The following is a 14377-nucleotide window of genomic DNA, read 5'->3' on the forward strand; positions in this document are numbered from 1 at the left end:
TGGGTCATTTGGGGGCCATGCGGATCGAGCCGTCGAGGCGGATCGTCTCGCCGTTGAGGTACCCGTTCTCGACGATGTGCTGCACCAGGGCGGCGTACTCGTCGGGCCGGCCGAGCCGCGCCGGGTACGGGACCTGCTGACCGAGCGACTCCTGCGCCGCTTCGGGGAGTCCCGCGAGCATCGGCGTCTCCATGATGCCGGGCGCGATCGTGCAGACCCGGATCGCCGAACGAGCGAGCTCCCGCGCGATCGGCAGGGTCATGGCGTGCACGCCGCCTTTGCTCGCCGAGTACGCGGGCTGCCCGATCTGGCCGTCGAAGGCCGCGACCGAGGCGGTGTTGACGATGACGCCGCGGTCACCGGATGCCGTGGGCTCGGTCGCGGCCATCGCCGCCGCCGCGTGCGCGATGACGGTATAGGTGCCGATGAGGTTGATGCGGACGATGCGCTCAAAGTCGGCGACGGGGTTCGGCGACCCGTCGCGGGAGAGCACCTTGGCGGGTGGGGCGATGCCGGCGCAGTTGACGGCGACGCGCAATGGTGCGACCGCGGATGCCGCAGCCACGGCAGCCTCGACCTGTGCGGCATCCGTCACATCGGCGGCGGCGAACGTGCCGTCGAGCTCGGCAGCGACGTCGGATCCCGCCGAGGTGGGCAGGTCGACGACGACGACGTGCGCTCCCTGGGCGGCAAGACGGCGGGCGGTCGCGAGGCCGAGTCCGCTCGCGCCGCCGGTGACGAGGGCCGATGCTCCGGCGATGTCCATGCGCTCTCCTTCGAACGGGATCGGGTTCCACCTTATGCGCGACTCGGTGCCACGAGGATGGGGTGCCTCCAGGGTAGCCGTCCGCGGCATCCGACGACAGGATGGAGGGATGTCCATCCCCCTGCCAGACGCACCGGTGCCGCCGATCGTGCGTCGCCTCGCGCGTGGCGCGGCACTCGTGCCGGTGTGGGCGAACAAGCTCGGCGGACAGACGTTCCGCACCGACGACGACAGATTCATCAAGGTCGGTCCGGTGCACCTCGAGACCTCGATGGCGGATGAAGCGGAGCGGATGGCATGGGCCGCTCCCTACCTGCGTGTGCCGACGGTGGTCGAACAGGGCGACGACGGCGAGACGGAGTGGCTCGTGACCCGGACGATCGCGGGGCGTTCCGCCGTCGACCCAGAGTGGGTTGCGCGTCCCGAGACGGCCGTCCGGGCTGTCGGCGAGGGCCTGCGAGCCCTGCACGAGAGCCTGCCGGTGACATCCTGCCCCTTCGACTGGACGGTGCCGTCGCGGGTCGCGAACGCCGCCGCGCGGGGGGTGATCGTGCCCGACCCGCTGCGCGAGCCGCCCCCGATCGACCGCCTCGTGGTGTGCCACGGCGACGCGTGCGCCCCGAACACCCTCATCGGCGACGACGGCCGCTGGAGCGGACACGTCGACCTCGGCCAACTGGGCCTCGGCGACCGCTGGGCGGACATCGCCGTCGCCGCGATGAGCACCGGCTGGAACTACGGGCCCGGCTGGGACGGTCCGCTGCTCGAGGCCTACGGTGTCGAGCCCGACGGGGAGCGCCTGGCGTACTACCGCGACCTCTGGAACGCGACCTGACCGCTCAGCGCATCGCGCCGTCGAAGAGCGCCGCCGCCGCCAGGTAGCCGGCGATCACCAGAGCGGTCGAGACCAGGGGTACCCACGTGAGGTCGCGCCCGGTGCGCCAGGCGACGAGGGCGGCCGCCGACGTGACGGCGACGCTCGCGAGGATCGACGCGCCGAACAGCATGCCCGCGGCATCCGCTGCCATCCCATCGCAGCCGGGCGTGCAGGCGCCGCCGGCGAAGACGGTGTGAAAGAACCACAGCGCCCCGGTGACCACGACGGCGACCACCTGCAGGACGGCGACGGCGAGAACGGCCCCGGCACCGCTCCACCGCAGGCGCCGAGGGACGGTCGTCGTCATGTCGCGGACGCTAGCAGGAGGATGCCCACGAGGGCCAGGATGGATCCGTGGCCGAGCACCCGCTGATGTTCCGCGAGGGCGACCCGTTGCTCGCCTTCGTCCGGCGTCACGCCCTCGCCCTCCCCGAGGCGAGGGAGAAGGTCAGTCACGGCCGGCCGGCGTTCTTCACCACGAAAGTCTTCGCCTACTTCGGCGGCTCGGTACGCCGTGGTCCCGGCGTCTTCGAGCGCCATGACGCGGCGGTCATGGTCCTGCCGGATCGAGACGACGAGCCGGCCCTGCGCCAGGACGCGCGGTTCTGGTCGCCGGCCTACCTGGGCCCGTCGGGGTGGCTCGGGATCGATCTCGACGAGACCGATGAGACCGAGCTCGCCGAACTGCTCGACGCCTCGTACCGACGGACCGCGCCGGCACGCCTCGTGCGCCGCCTCGACGGAGTCGAGGACGCATAGGCTCGTCCGGTGAGCGAACGGACGAGCACCGGGTCCCGCATCCTCGAGGTCGCCTGGGACGACCCTCGCGCCGCGGCTCTGCGCGAAGAATTGGATGCCGACCTCGGCGCGCGGTACGACGGGTTCCACGGCGACGAACCCGCCGAGCGCAAGGTGGCGCGCTCCCGGGCGCTCGCCATGCACCCGGAGGAGATCGTCGCGACCCTCATCACGGCGGACGAGGACGGCACCCCGACAGGTCATGTCATCCTGCGCCGCCTCGGCACCGAATGGGAGATCAAGCGCCTCGTCGTCACCGCAGCAGCCCGAGGTCGCGGATTGGCGCGGGCGTTGATGACTGCGGCGCTGGACCGGGCGCGCGGGGGCGGCGCCGATCGGGTCATCCTGCAGACCGGCATCCCGCAGCCGGAGTCCATCGCGCTGTACGAGTCGCTCGGGTTCACCCGCATCCCGGTCTACGAGCCCTACATCGAGACGATGCCGCGCTCGGTGTGCTTCGCCTACCGGTTCTGACCCCCGCGACGGATGCACGACCGGCGGTGCAGGAGTCGAGTCCCGGCCCGCCGCACCGCTCAGTAGCCCCCGCGATCGTGCAGACGTCGCGCCAGACCAACGATCAGGCCGGGCCGGCGATCAGGCCAGGCCGGCGATCAGGCCAGGCCGGCGATCAGGCCAGGCCGGCGATCAGGCCAGGCCGGCGATCAGGACGGGCCAAGGATGAAGTTCCAGGTGCCGGCGGCGACGGCGGCGACCACCGCCACCGCAGCGATGCCCGCGCCGATCGCGATCAGGGCCCACTCGCGGCCCCCGAACGTCGACGTGCGCGCCCAGGTGCGGCGGCCCGGCGCTCCGAAGCCGCGGGCCTCCATCGCCGTCGCGAGCTTCGATCCCCGCCGGATCGACAGCACCAGGAGCGCGAAGGCCATCCCCGCGAACCGCCGCAGGCGCCCCCGATCCGCGACTCCGCGCGCGCGACGGGCAAGCTCCAGCGATCGCCAATCGTCGATGAACAGGCCGATCATCCGCAGGCCGGCGAGCGCTCCCAGCACGAACCGCGCCGGCAGCCGGACGATCTGCGCCAGGCCGTCCGCGAGATCGGTCGGATCGACCGTGATGAACAGGACGACCGACGGCAGAGCGACGGCGAGCACGCGGAGCAGCGTCGCCGCGGCGAGTTCGAGGGAGCCTTCGCTGACGCGGATGAGCAGCCACTCGACGTACACGCGGCCGCCGGCTTCGCCGTACAGCGCGATCGTGACCGCTGTCAGCGGCGCCGCGATCCACACCGGCCAGGTGCGACGCCAGAACTCCGCCCAGCGGAGGCCTGCGAAGGGGATCAGGAGGCACTCGAGGAGGAGCGCCACCGCCGCCGAGACCCAGTCCAGGGTGAACACCAGCGGGATCGCGACGAGACCACTGGCCGCCAGCTTCGCGACCGGGTTGATGCGGGCGACGACGCCGGTCCGAGCCGGACCGTCCAGGAGCGTCACGATCCGACCCCCAGACGCACCTCGCGGGCGTGGAGCGCGCGGACCGCCTCGAGATCGTGGGTGATGACGACGACCGCCGACCCCGCGTCGCGGAGCTCGGCGAGGAGCGCGATCAGCTGGGACCACGTCGTCGCGTCCTGCCCGAAGGTCGGTTCATCCAGCACGAGCACCCGGGGCGCCGTCGCCAGCATCGAGGCGACCGTGAGGCGCCGCTTCTCGCCTCCCGACAGCGTGTAGGGGTTCGCCGCGGCGAGGCGGGTCAGCCGCATCCGTTCCAGCAACCCGTCGACGGTGGCTGCGATCTCCGGCTCCGCGAGCCCGAGCGCCGTTGGGCCGATCATCAGTTCGGCGCGCACCGTCCGCGCGAGGAACTGGTGCTCGGGGTCCTGGAAGACCGTCCCGATGCGTGTCAGGAGCTCTCGGGACGACCAGCGGATCGGATGCGGCCCGATGCCGCCCTGCAGAGCGCTCGTCGCCACGACCTCCCCCGCCGCCGGCGGCAGGAGCCCGGCCAGGGTCAGTCCGAGCGTCGACTTCCCGGCACCGTTCGGCCCGGTCACGGCGAGGACCTCACCCGCCCGCACGTCGAGGTCGATGTCGGTGGCGACGGGATGGCCGGCGACGCGCTGCACCGCGAGGGCGCGCGCGGTCAGCAGCGTCTCGCCCGGTGCGGCGACGGGCGGGGCGGGTGCGACGGGCGGATGCCCCGGCACCCACACCCCTGCCTGCGCGAGAGTCGCACCGAGCGCCCCCAGCACCTGCTCCGGGGTGCCGTCGGCGACCACCCCGGGCGCGTCGGCACCACCGAGCACGATGACCCGGTCCACCAGGGGCAGCCACACGTCCACGCGATGCTCGACCACGACGAGGGTCGCGGGGTGGGCCCGCAGCATCGCCGCGACCGCGTCGCGCACCTCGGCGACCCCGTCCGGGTCGAGGTTCGCGGTCGGCTCGTCGAGCAGCACCAGCCCCGGCCGCATCGCGACCACGCCCGCGAGGGCGAGTCGCTGCTTCTGGCCACCCGAGAGCGCCTTCGTCGGTCGGTCCCGCGGGACGTCGAGACCCACCGCGGCCAGGGCCGCCTCCACCCGCGGCCAGATCTGCTCCCGCGGCACACCCAGGTTCTCGCACCCGAACGCGACGTCGTCACCGACGCGGGCGAGGATCACCTGCGAGTCCGGGTCCTGCAGGACGAGGCCGGCACGCCCGCGCTGCTCGGCGGCGCGGACGCCGTCGAGGAGGATGTCCCCCTCCATCTCCCCCTCGTCGGCTCCGCCGAGGACCCCCGCGAGGCCGTGGAGCAGCGTGGACTTGCCGGCGCCGGACGCGCCGAGCAGCAGGACGCGCTCCCCGGGTGCGATCGTGACGTCGACCCCGCGCACGGCCCAGGCGTTGCGCGACGCGTGGCGCCACCCCCACCCTCGGACCTCGACGCGTGCGGGATGCGTCATGCGTCAGACACGACTGCGCGCTTCGCGTCCGATGGCGAATCGGTCGAGCGCACCGGTGGCGGCGAGTCCGCGAGCCAGGAACCATGAGAGGGCGCCCGCGATGACCGCGCCCGACAGGACGGTGGAGACGAGGTAGACACCCGTGAACGCGGCGTCCGCCCCCGCGTACCAGAGGACGAGGTTGTTGATGCCGCCGGCGAGCGCAGCGCCTGCGCCGGCGAGGATCGCGACCGGAAGGGTGAACCGACGGTACAGGAAGAGGAGCACGATCAGCTCGGCGCCGAGGCCCTGGACGAGTCCCGCCTCGATGGTGAGGAAGCCGCCCCAGCTGTTGCCCACGAGCGCCGACACGACGGCCGCGAGGGTCTCGGTGTACATCGCGGCGCCGGGCTTGCGGATGATCAGGGCACCGAGCACCCCGGCGAACAGCCAGGGTCCGTCCAGGAGCCCCTGCAGGCCGGGCAGCAACGGCTCGAGCAGCGTCTTCGGGCCGAGGTAGCCGATGTTCCAGAGCAGGAAGATGAGGCCGGACGCGACACCGAGCACGGAGGCCACGACGATGTCGATGACCCGCCAGCGGAAGCGGTTCGGCGATGAGGTGGTCCGGGTCTCGGACGTGGACGCGACAGCGTGCATTTCGTTCTCCTCCCTGCGCCGGCATGATCCGGATCAGGTTCGACGGTCGAAGCGTGGATCGCTTCCTCTCAGCCCGGCTCACCGGACTCCCGTGGTTGTGCGTCGAGTATAGCCACAGGCAGACCGCGCTACCGTGGTCCGGTGACCGTGGACGACGCTGATCCCCGTATGCGCCGGCGCCGGCGCGATGCGAAGCCTGCCTCCCCCTCCCCCGACCACACGGCGCTCGGCTGGGTGGATGACGAGGGGCGCCCGGTGAGCGCCGCACAGCCGCGCCCGGCCACCTTCGACCTGCTGCCTCCCCCGCGTCGACGCCGCGGCATCCCCCTGGCGGTCCTCGGTGTCCCGGCCCTCGCCGTGCTCGCGATCGCCACGGCCTACACCACCGCCATGCTGCTCTGGCCGCTGAACAACGTGTCGCCCACGACGACCACGACCGATGCCGCTGCGCTGACCGGCGCGCCGTCCGCGATCGCGTGGCCGGCGGACGGTGAGTCCGCCGTCGGCATCGCCGGATTCGCTCCGGCGGCCTCGTCCACGACGCCCGCGCAGATGGCCAGCACGGCCAAGCTGGTCACGGCGCTCGTGATCCTCGACCAGGCGCCTCTCGCCGCGGGCGAGCAGGGTCCCGCCTACGAGTTCACCTACGCCGATCGTCAGGAGTACTGGCGCTACGTCGCGCAGAACCAGTCCGCCCTCAACGTGCCCGACGACGGGTCCCTGACGGAGTACCAGATGCTCCAGGGGATGCTCATCGCCTCGGCCAGCAACTACGCCGACCGCCTCGCCACCGACGCCTTCGGATCCGTCGAGGACTACGTCACCGCCGCGAACGCCTGGCTCGCCGAGAACGGACTCGACGGGATCACGGTGACGGATGCCTCCGGCTACGACCGTGGCAACGTCGCGACGCCGGCGGCCATGGTCGCGCTGGCGGAGAAGGCCATGGCCGACCCCGTCGTCGCGGAGATCGTCGCGACGGAGTCCGCGGAGCTGCCCGGCGCCGGCGAGTTCGAGAACACGAATGCCCTCCTCGGCACCGACGGTGTCGTGGGCCTGAAGACCGGAAGCTACGCCGGCTCGTACAACCTCGTCGCCGCCCGGACGGTCGATCTGGGCGGCGGCGCCACGACGCTGTTCGCGTCGGTCGCCGAGGCGCCCACCGATGGCGCCCGCGTCGACGAGACCGAGGCCCTGCTCGACGCGGTCGCCCAGGAGGCATCCGTCACCACGACCCTGCCAGCCGGGACCGTCGTCGGAGAGGTCACCACCGCCTGGGGGGCGACCACCACGGTCGTCACCGACGAGGACGCCGCGTTGCACCTGTGGAACGGCGCGACGGCCACGACCGAGGCATCCTTCGACATCGATGCCGACGCCGCGGCCGGAGCGGATGCCGGCACGGTCACACTCTCGGGCCCGGCCGACGAGGTCGACGTGCCGGTGAGTGTGACGACGGCGATCTCCGGCCCCGACCCGTGGTGGCGTCTCACCCACCCGATGGAGCTCGTGGGCGCGAACGGCTGACCCTCAGGCGAAGCGGACCGTCTGCTGCAGCCGCGTCCGCACGTCGAACAGCTCGTTTCCCCCGATGTCGCGGGCGCCGCTGACACCGCGGCGCAGGACGGTCGCGAGCACACTCCGGGCGACGACGGCTACGGGCAGACCCTTCACCTTTCCGAGCTCCTCGACCGCCGTGGCGACGTCGTCGTCGGGCAGCACGACGAGAGCCGCACTGAAGCGCACCTTCGCCGCGCGGCCGAGCGCGCGCGCCGCGAGCACGAGCTGTGCGACCGGCGCCCCCACGACGGCGTCGCCCTCCAGCTCGCCGCGTCGGGTGCGCACCGGGGCACCGAAGTCCTCGGACAGCACAGCGTAGAGTCCGCTCGGCCCGAGCACGATGTGATCGAGCTTCACGTCGGGATCCCTCCGGTCGGCGGCGACGTCGTGCCACACCGTGTACCCCATGCCGAGTTCGGCGACGATGCGTGCCGTCGCCTCCTCGGCGAGCGCGTCGGCCAGCAGCCGGCGGACCTCGTGCGGCGCGCTGCGGACGAGAGCGGGGTCGTAGGGGTCGGCGAGGTCCACACCGCGCCCGGCCCACTCGCGGATGAGATCCAGGTAGCGCTCGCGGCGCCATCCGCCGGGCTGTCCGAACGACCGGGCGCGCGGGCGGGTGTCGGCCTGGCGCGCGTGCGGGCGCCACATCGGGGCCTCCGCATCCGGACCGTACGAGACGGTCTGCCCGAAGCCGTGCCCGCGGTCGTACGCGGCGCGCGCGCCCGCGGTCCCGACCAGTTCCCAGGCACGCTGCACCTGCACGAACTGCGCCGCGTCGCCACCGGTGTCGGGGTGCGTCTGACGCAGACGCAGGCGATACGCCTTGCGGAGGTCGTCCTCGCTCGCGTCCGCGGCCACGCCGAGGACCTCGTAGGCGGAGGCCGAAAGAGGACTGTCGAACACGTCAGCTCCAGAGGGGGACGCTCGGACGGAACGCGAGCGCCCTGTCGGCGGTGTCGGCCGGCACCTCCTCGAGGCGAGCGGGCCGCCACCGCGGCATGCGGTCCTTGTCGACGAGCTGTGCACGGATGCCCTCGACGAGATCGGGCTGCGTCCGCCCGAACCACTCGACGAGCGCGTACTCCTGCGCCAGCGCGGAGCGCAGGCCCGGCAGGGTCCGCGCCGAACGCACGGCGGCGAGCGTGACGGTGAGTGCGGTCGGTGCCTGGGTCTCGAGCAGGTCCGCGGTGGCCGCGGCATCCGGTTCCGGCCTGTCGCGCAGACGGGCGATGATGCTCGCGACGGTGTCGGCAGCGAACGCGTCGTCGACCCACTCCCGCGACGCCTCGAGGCGCGAGGGCTCGGGGGTCTCGTCGAACAGCATCGCGATCTCGGTGGGTGTGTCGGGGTCGGCCCGGGTCACGAGCGCGTGGCGCACGTCGTCGAGGCGGTCGGCGGGCACGAGATGGTCGGCGAACCCCGCATAGACCGCGTCGGCGGCATCCATCGTCCCGCCGGTGAGCGCGAGGTATTCGCCGACGCGTCCGGGGGCGTGCGCGAGCAGCCACGAACCGCCGACGTCGGGGGTGAACCCGATGCGGGTCTCGGGCATCGCCAGTCGTGATCGTTCGGTGACGATCCGCACCGAGGCGTGACCGGCCAGCCCGATACCGCCGCCCATCGTGACGCCGTCCGCGAAAGCGACAATCTGCTTCGGGTACTCCGCGATCCTCGCGTTCAGCGCGTACTCGTCGCGGAAGAAGCCCATCGCAGCCTCGGCGTCGCCGGCGAGGATCTGCTCCCGCAGCGTCCGCACGTCGCCACCCGCGCAGAACCCACGGTCGCCGGCGCCGTCGAGCAGGACGAGACGGATGTCGGGGTGATGCTCCCACGCGTCGAGCGCCTCGGCGATGCCCTGGATCATGCCGTGGTCGACGGCGTTGATCGCCTCGGGCCGGTCGAGCGTGATGCGTCCGACGCTCCCCTCCGCGCGGACGAGCAGACGGGATGCCGCGGGTTCACTCACCCGGGCAACGTTACCGGCCCGATCCTCGGCGCGAGCCGTGCGGGATCAGGCCCGGGCAGGGCGCGGAGCCCGACGGCGCGGCGCCCGCGCGGGCGCGGCCGTCTCGACATCCGGCCGCTGCACGGGGATCTCGGTCGTCACGAGCTCGACGACGTCGACCGGCTCGTCGTCCGCCTCGAGACGCAGCGCCTGGACAAGGGCCAGTCCGTGACGCGTCGTGATGACGAGCCGCTGGAACTCGGGGTCGCCCTCGAGGTCGATCACGACCGACGGACGACGTCGCCGGATGAGGACGAAATCGTCGCCGCCGGCAGAGCGCCACCGCCCCATGGCCACCGCCCGTGGGATGACGGTCCCGGGGGTCGGGACACCCCGCAGCCACGTCCACGGGTCGTCGACGAGCTGCACCTTCGCGATGTGCGTCCGCTCGACGCGGACGGCCTCCTTGCGGAACGACAGCGCACGCTCGGTGGCCGAGAGAGCGACCTCCAGTCGCGACGAGTCGAGCAGCAGCGTCACCATGGAATCAGTCTGCCAAACAGGTCCGGTGAGACGGATGCCGCCTGGGCAACGATCCGATCTCGACCACGGACATCACCCCTGGATGCGGGGAAAAGAACCGGTCGGAGGGGCGAACTCGTCGATCGCGTGCGGTAGCGGGAACTGGGCCACCGCGGCGATCAGCCCCGCGACGGTCTGCTCCTTCGCGATGACGCTGACACCGAGCCCCGCACGACGGGCATCCTTGGCCGTGCGCGGGCCGATGGCGGCGATGACGGTGCCGGACGGGATGTCGGGGAACTGCTCGTGGACCTGCTCGGCGACCGACCCGCTGGTGACGAGGATCGCGTTGATGCGTCCCGAGCGGACGTCGGTGGCCACCTTCTCGGTCACGGGCACGCCGACGGTGCGGTAGGCGACCACGCTGCGGACATCGTGCCCCGCCTCGACCAGCAGCCGCGTCAGTACCGGCTTGGCGAGTTCGCTGCGGAGGGTGAGCACGCGCATCGGTTGCGGCTCGAGTGCGATGAGCTGCGCGGCCATGCCGGCGGCGGAGTTGTCGTCGTCGGGGACGAGATCGACGCGGTAGCCGACCGCCCCCAGGGCTGCGGCGGTCGTCTCACCGACGGCGGCGACGCGTGTGGTGTGCGGGATGACGGCGCGGTACGCGTGCAGGACGTCGACGGTCGTCGAACTGGTGAGGGTCACCCAGTCGAATTCGCCGGCCGCCAGGTCCCGCAGCGCCGACTCGAGGTCAGTGGGGTCTTCGGACGGTGCGAAATTGATGAGCGGTGCGATGACCGGCGTCGCCCCCTGTGCGCGCAAGGCGGCAGCGACGCTGTCTCCCCACGGACCACCGCGAGGCACGAGCACCCGCCACCCCTTGAGGGGTTTCGGTGCTGCCGCAGCAGGTGTGTTCATGGTTCGACTCTCGTATAGGCGGTGGCCGCCCCAGAGCGAGACGGCCGACGCTCAGCGGAACGATGCACGACGTGCGACGTTCGGGACCCTGTCGTCGGCAGCATCTGCGCCATCGCCGCTGCCTGTTCCGAGCATACCCCGGGTCGTCAGCGGCGATGCGGAGACGGAATCCCGTCGCCGCGGTCAGCGGGTGTACAGCCGGACGGCACCCCAGACGACGAGCCCGATCGCGGCGGCGGCGCCGACGGCGGCGATCACGGCGCCCGTCGGGTTGCGGTCCGCGAACTCGCGAGCCGAGACCTGCGCCCGGCGGGTGGCCCGCGCGGCACGCTTGGGGACGTTCGCCTTCTCTTCGATCGCGGCGAGCGCCGCCTTCAACTCCGCGCGTGCCCGCTCGACGGGATCCGAGATGCCGAGGGGGACGGCGGTACGGGGGAGATCAGAACTCATCGGCCACTTCCTTCACGATTCGGGCGTCGGTCGACAGGGCCTTCGCTGGGTTCTCACGGTTCTTCATCCGCTTGATGCGCAGCATGCCCAGCAGAGCGAAGACGACGACGAGCAGCAGACCGAGCACGACAAGGATGAGGGCTGCCAGCCACGGCGCCATCCACGAGGACAGGCCGATGACGGTGAACGCGCCGATCGCGGGCAGCGTCCAGAAAAGCACGAACAGGGCCAGGACGAACCAGATGCCGACGACGCCGGCATCCTTTCCGGTCCGGGTCGCCCACGCCTTGGCAGCGTTGATCTCCGCGACGATGAGGTTCTTGACGAGCTCGGGGAGCTCGCCCACCAGACCGAGGAGGCTGTCGTCACCCCGATCGCGGAATCCGCGGGGCGTGCTCATGAGGCGGACGAGCTCTTCTTGGTGGAGGTCGAACGCTTCGTGGTGCCCGACCCGGTCGAGCGCTTCGACGTTCCCGAGCCCGACACGGCGTCGGCGGTCGTCTCGGCGGCATCCTTCACGTCGTCGGCGGCGTCCTTCGAGGCGTCGAGGGCGGCGTCGAGCTTGTCGCCGGGGGTGCCCTTCGTGGTCGCGGCGCGGGTGATCTTCACCGCGCTGCTCCACAGGACGCTCGGCAGGGCGAAGGCCGCCGACTTGCCGAACTCGCCGACCTTGTCGACCTGCTTCTGCACGGCCGGGGTGTTGTAAACCCGGAGGTAGGCGTCTTTGATCTGCTCGTAGCGCTGGCGGCCCGCGCGGGCCCCGAGGACGTAGCCGGCGGTGAGTCCGACGACGATTCCGATCTTGCCCTTCATGGCGATTCCTCACGTTCGTAGCGATGTGATGCCGAGAACCCAGAGTAACGGCGCATTCCATTCGCGGCATCCACCCTTGACAGCCGGGTCAGGTCGATGCAGCGCGACCGTCGGCGTACCAGAGGAGGCCCGATCTGATGCGCTCCGCCTCGTCTTTCGCGTCGGCCACGACCCGAGTGATCCCCGTCCCGTCGATCCACGCGCCCACGACCCCGAGTCGCTCGTCGCGGCGAGCGACTCGGCGGACCTCGTCCCGCTCGGGCGACAGCGCCGAGGAGGGCAGTGACCGGGGCCAGCGAGCACGATGCGTCCCCCGCACAGTGCCGAGATCGACGCCGAGAAGCTGCGCGGCGGCCGCGGTCGACACCGCGATCGCGTCACCGTCGGCGAGATCAGTCGCCGGCGTCGTGACCCGCACGACGTGCGGCTCCCGCTCGCCGCGCGGCCAGGTCGCCGTCGCGTGGACGACCGCGATCGCGGCGGCGGTGCCGGGCGCCGCGTAGACGGCGTGACCGCGCGGTCGGGCATCGAGAGCGGGCGCGTCGAGAGCCAGGGTGACGACGTCGACGTCATCGGGCGAGAGCGCGGTCCCGTCGAGACCGGGAAGGTGCGGCGCGAGCAGTCGACGTGCGGCTCGCTCCGGCGTGGCGACGATGACCGCGTCGACCTGCACACCGTCACCGGCGGCGGTGGTCAGCGTCCACTCCTTCGCTGCGCGCGAGATGCCCGTCACCTCCGTCGCGGTGCGGACGTCCACCTCGAGGTCGGCGAGGCGCTGCGCGAGCGCGTCGACGAACACGGACATGCCTCCGGCCACGGTCGCCCGAGTCGGACCGGCATCCGCACCCGGCAACTGCTGCGCGACCGCGCCGGACAACGACCCGGTCCGGGTCAGGGCGGCGTTCAGCCCTCGGGCGGCGCGGTCGACGTCGACCTGCTCGGGCGGAACACCGTGGATGCCGAAGGTGAGCGGCGCGACCATCCGCTCGAGCACCCGCGAGCCCATCCGGCTCTCGACCAGGGCGGCGAGGTTGCGCTCCGCGCCGATCGTGAGCGGCGGGCGCAGCCGGTCGACATAGGCGCGCCACGCGCCGGACCAGCCGATGATGCGCCGCACCCTCGTGTCGAAGGGGTTGGCGGGGATGCCGAGGATCGAGGCATCCGGCAGCGGCGCCACCCCGTGGACGCCCGCCACCCAGGTCTCGGCCTCGCGGGCCGTGACGATCGCGTCGCGCAGTCCGAGCTCGTCGAAGAGGTCGCTCAGAGCGCCCGGCGCCACCCGGAACCCGTCGGCGGCGACGTCGACGCGGCGACCGCCCAGTTCGGCGGAGGCGACGATCCCGCCCAGCTGTTCCGCCGCCTCGAAAAGGGTCACGCGGATGCCGAGCTTCGCGCACTCGAGCGCGGCGACGAGACCGGCGACGCCCCCGCCGACCACGGCGACGCGCGCGCGGCGCGCCTGGGAGACGAGATCGGGTGCGGCCGAGGGATCCATGCCGTCCATCCTCCCCCACCCCGATGCGGCGGAGAGTGCGAACATAGGCCTATGGCCCTCCACATCACCGGCGACGAGGCAGCCGACGCGCTCCTCACCGACGAACCCCTCGCCCTCCTCATCGGGATGCTGCTGGATCAGCAGATCGCCATGGAGACCGCCTTCGCCGGGCCCCTGAAGATCCGGGAGCGCACCGGTGGACTCGATGCCGCGGGCATCGCCGCCGCCGACCCGGAGGAGTTCGCGGCCGCGTTCGGTCAGACCCCCGCCGTGCACCGGTTCCCCGGGTCGATGGCGGGCCGGGTGCAGGCGTTGTGCCAGACGCTCGTCGACGAGTGGGGCGGTGACGCCTCGGCGCTGTGGACCGAGGGCGATCCCGACGGCGCGACGGTGCTGAAGCGCCTCAAGGCCCTGCCGGGGTTCGGCGATCAGAAGGCGCGGATCTTCCTCGCCCTCCTCGGCAAGCAGTACGGCTTCACGGGAGCCGGATGGCGCGAGGCCGCCGGCGCGTACGGCGAAGAGGGCTCGTTCCGCTCGGTCGCCGACATCGTCTCTCCCGAGTCGCTCGCAAAGGTCCGCGAGCACAAGCGCGCCGCGAAGGCGGCGGCGAAGGCCGCGAAGGGCTGACCCGACGCAGTCGGTCGCCCGCATCACCGCGCTGGTGTGACGAGGCTTTCAGGGACGGACGTCGT

Annotated in this window: 18 protein-coding genes and 1 riboswitch; of the genes, 5 read left to right on the forward strand and 13 right to left on the reverse strand. The window is 72.2% G+C overall.

Going from position 1 to position 14377, the window contains the following annotated elements:
* Positions 1 to 4: 4 nt before the first annotated feature.
* Positions 5 to 766 (reverse strand): SDR family NAD(P)-dependent oxidoreductase, encoded by a 762-nt coding sequence (locus ACIGEP_RS08780; protein WP_396661241.1) that lies wholly within the window; start codon positions 764 to 766, stop codon positions 5 to 7.
* 109 nt (positions 767 to 875) lie between these two features.
* Here ACIGEP_RS08780 and ACIGEP_RS08785 point away from each other — a divergent pair, with 109 nt between their 5' ends.
* Positions 876 to 1601 (forward strand): phosphotransferase, encoded by a 726-nt coding sequence (locus tag ACIGEP_RS08785; protein WP_396661242.1) that lies wholly within the window; start codon positions 876 to 878, stop codon positions 1599 to 1601.
* A gap of 4 nt (positions 1602 to 1605) precedes the next feature.
* Here the strand turns inward: ACIGEP_RS08785 and ACIGEP_RS08790 are convergent, their stop codons facing one another.
* Positions 1606 to 1950 (reverse strand): hypothetical protein, encoded by a 345-nt coding sequence (locus ACIGEP_RS08790; RefSeq protein ID WP_396661243.1) that lies wholly within the window; start codon positions 1948 to 1950, stop codon positions 1606 to 1608.
* A gap of 47 nt (positions 1951 to 1997) precedes the next feature.
* Here ACIGEP_RS08790 and ACIGEP_RS08795 point away from each other — a divergent pair, with 47 nt between their 5' ends.
* Together ACIGEP_RS08795 and ACIGEP_RS08800 are read left to right on the forward strand one after the other, a co-directional pair.
* Positions 1998 to 2402: an MmcQ/YjbR family DNA-binding protein gene (locus tag ACIGEP_RS08795; protein ID WP_396661244.1), complete on the forward strand. Its 405-nt coding sequence runs from the start codon at positions 1998 to 2000 to the stop codon at positions 2400 to 2402.
* A gap of 9 nt (positions 2403 to 2411) precedes the next feature.
* A complete protein-coding gene (locus ACIGEP_RS08800) occupies positions 2412 to 2915 on the forward strand; it encodes a GNAT family N-acetyltransferase (protein WP_396661245.1) in 504 nt (167 codons plus the stop codon).
* Between the two features lie 188 nt (positions 2916 to 3103).
* Here the strand turns inward: ACIGEP_RS08800 and ACIGEP_RS08805 are convergent, their stop codons facing one another.
* The 3 genes from ACIGEP_RS08805 to ACIGEP_RS08815 all read right to left on the reverse strand — a co-directional run bounded on the left by ACIGEP_RS08805 (position 3104) and on the right by ACIGEP_RS08815 (position 5979).
* Positions 3104 to 3892: an energy-coupling factor transporter transmembrane component T family protein gene (locus tag ACIGEP_RS08805; RefSeq protein ID WP_396661246.1), complete on the reverse strand. Its 789-nt coding sequence runs from the start codon at positions 3890 to 3892 to the stop codon at positions 3104 to 3106.
* Entirely contained in the window at positions 3889 to 5343 is a 1455-nt protein-coding gene (locus tag ACIGEP_RS08810; RefSeq protein ID WP_396661247.1) for an ABC transporter ATP-binding protein, read from the reverse strand. Before ACIGEP_RS08810 ends, ACIGEP_RS08805 begins: the two co-directional genes overlap by 4 nt.
* Before the next feature lie 3 nt (positions 5344 to 5346).
* On the reverse strand, positions 5347 to 5979 hold the full coding sequence (locus tag ACIGEP_RS08815) for an ECF transporter S component (RefSeq protein WP_396661248.1): 633 nt from the start codon (positions 5977 to 5979) through the stop codon (positions 5347 to 5349).
* Positions 5973 to 6082, reverse strand: a riboswitch (TPP riboswitch). Its footprint overlaps the gene before it by 7 nt.
* 38 nt (positions 6083 to 6120) lie before the next feature.
* Here ACIGEP_RS08815 and ACIGEP_RS08820 point away from each other — a divergent pair.
* Entirely contained in the window at positions 6121 to 7506 is a 1386-nt protein-coding gene (locus tag ACIGEP_RS08820) for a D-alanyl-D-alanine carboxypeptidase family protein (RefSeq protein WP_396661249.1), read from the forward strand.
* 3 nt (positions 7507 to 7509) lie between these two features.
* Here ACIGEP_RS08820 and ACIGEP_RS08825 read toward each other — a convergent pair whose 3' ends face one another.
* The 8 genes from ACIGEP_RS08825 to ACIGEP_RS08860 form a co-directional block, all read right to left on the reverse strand.
* Complete coding sequence (locus ACIGEP_RS08825; RefSeq protein ID WP_396661250.1) at positions 7510 to 8442, reverse strand: DnaJ domain-containing protein; 933 nt, start codon at positions 8440 to 8442, stop codon at positions 7510 to 7512.
* 1 nt (position 8443) lies between these two features.
* Positions 8444 to 9505, reverse strand: a complete 1062-nt coding sequence (locus ACIGEP_RS08830) for an enoyl-CoA hydratase/isomerase family protein (protein WP_396661251.1) — start codon at positions 9503 to 9505, stop codon at positions 8444 to 8446.
* Positions 9506 to 9550: 45 nt separating this feature from the next.
* Positions 9551 to 10027: a hypothetical protein gene (locus tag ACIGEP_RS08835; protein ID WP_396661252.1), complete on the reverse strand. Its 477-nt coding sequence runs from the start codon at positions 10025 to 10027 to the stop codon at positions 9551 to 9553.
* 72 nt (positions 10028 to 10099) lie between these two features.
* Positions 10100 to 10927, reverse strand: a complete 828-nt coding sequence (locus ACIGEP_RS08840) for a uroporphyrinogen-III synthase (protein ID WP_396661253.1) — start codon at positions 10925 to 10927, stop codon at positions 10100 to 10102.
* 183 nt (positions 10928 to 11110) lie between these two features.
* Positions 11111 to 11377, reverse strand: coding sequence for a hypothetical protein (locus tag ACIGEP_RS08845; protein WP_396661254.1), 267 nt, complete (start codon positions 11375 to 11377; stop codon positions 11111 to 11113).
* Positions 11367 to 11777, reverse strand: coding sequence for a phage holin family protein (locus ACIGEP_RS08850; RefSeq protein ID WP_396661255.1), 411 nt, complete (start codon positions 11775 to 11777; stop codon positions 11367 to 11369). The genes ACIGEP_RS08845 and ACIGEP_RS08850 overlap by 11 nt, the downstream gene beginning before the upstream one ends.
* The gene (locus tag ACIGEP_RS08855) at positions 11774 to 12190 is read right to left on the reverse strand and encodes a hypothetical protein (protein ID WP_396661256.1); all 417 of its coding nucleotides are present in this window, start codon (positions 12188 to 12190) and stop codon (positions 11774 to 11776) included. Before ACIGEP_RS08855 ends, ACIGEP_RS08850 begins: the two co-directional genes overlap by 4 nt.
* 88 nt (positions 12191 to 12278) lie before the next feature.
* Positions 12279 to 13685 (reverse strand): protoporphyrinogen/coproporphyrinogen oxidase, encoded by a 1407-nt coding sequence (locus tag ACIGEP_RS08860; protein ID WP_396661257.1) that lies wholly within the window; start codon positions 13683 to 13685, stop codon positions 12279 to 12281.
* Between the two features lie 51 nt (positions 13686 to 13736).
* Here ACIGEP_RS08860 and ACIGEP_RS08865 point away from each other — a divergent pair, with 51 nt between their 5' ends.
* Positions 13737 to 14312, forward strand: coding sequence for an HhH-GPD-type base excision DNA repair protein (locus ACIGEP_RS08865; RefSeq protein ID WP_396661258.1), 576 nt, complete (start codon positions 13737 to 13739; stop codon positions 14310 to 14312).
* Positions 14313 to 14377 lie beyond the last annotated feature (65 nt).

The sequence above is a fragment of the Microbacterium sp. NPDC077663 genome, from assembly GCF_044542795.1.
Lineage (GTDB): Bacteria > Actinomycetota > Actinomycetes > Actinomycetales > Microbacteriaceae > Microbacterium.

Excerpts from the sequence above, each read along its gene's own strand:
- ACIGEP_RS08780 (WP_396661241.1), bottom strand. The coding sequence starts at position 766 with ATGGACATCGCCGGAGCATCGGCCCTCGTCACCGGCGGCGCGAGCGGA.
- ACIGEP_RS08785 (WP_396661242.1), top strand. The coding sequence starts at position 876 with ATGTCCATCCCCCTGCCAGACGCACCGGTGCCGCCGATCGTGCGTCGC.
- ACIGEP_RS08790 (WP_396661243.1), bottom strand. The coding sequence starts at position 1,950 with ATGACGACGACCGTCCCTCGGCGCCTGCGGTGGAGCGGTGCCGGGGCC.
- ACIGEP_RS08810 (WP_396661247.1), bottom strand. The coding sequence starts at position 5,343 with ATGACGCATCCCGCACGCGTCGAGGTCCGAGGGTGGGGGTGGCGCCAC.
- ACIGEP_RS08815 (WP_396661248.1), bottom strand. The coding sequence starts at position 5,979 with ATGCACGCTGTCGCGTCCACGTCCGAGACCCGGACCACCTCATCGCCG.
- ACIGEP_RS08835 (WP_396661252.1), bottom strand. The coding sequence starts at position 10,027 with ATGGTGACGCTGCTGCTCGACTCGTCGCGACTGGAGGTCGCTCTCTCG.
- ACIGEP_RS08840 (WP_396661253.1), bottom strand. The coding sequence starts at position 10,927 with ATGAACACACCTGCTGCGGCAGCACCGAAACCCCTCAAGGGGTGGCGG.
- ACIGEP_RS08845 (WP_396661254.1), bottom strand. The coding sequence starts at position 11,377 with ATGAGTTCTGATCTCCCCCGTACCGCCGTCCCCCTCGGCATCTCGGAT.
- ACIGEP_RS08850 (WP_396661255.1), bottom strand. The coding sequence starts at position 11,777 with ATGAGCACGCCCCGCGGATTCCGCGATCGGGGTGACGACAGCCTCCTC.
- ACIGEP_RS08855 (WP_396661256.1), bottom strand. The coding sequence starts at position 12,190 with ATGAAGGGCAAGATCGGAATCGTCGTCGGACTCACCGCCGGCTACGTC.
- ACIGEP_RS08860 (WP_396661257.1), bottom strand. The coding sequence starts at position 13,685 with ATGGATCCCTCGGCCGCACCCGATCTCGTCTCCCAGGCGCGCCGCGCG.
- ACIGEP_RS08865 (WP_396661258.1), top strand. The coding sequence starts at position 13,737 with ATGGCCCTCCACATCACCGGCGACGAGGCAGCCGACGCGCTCCTCACC.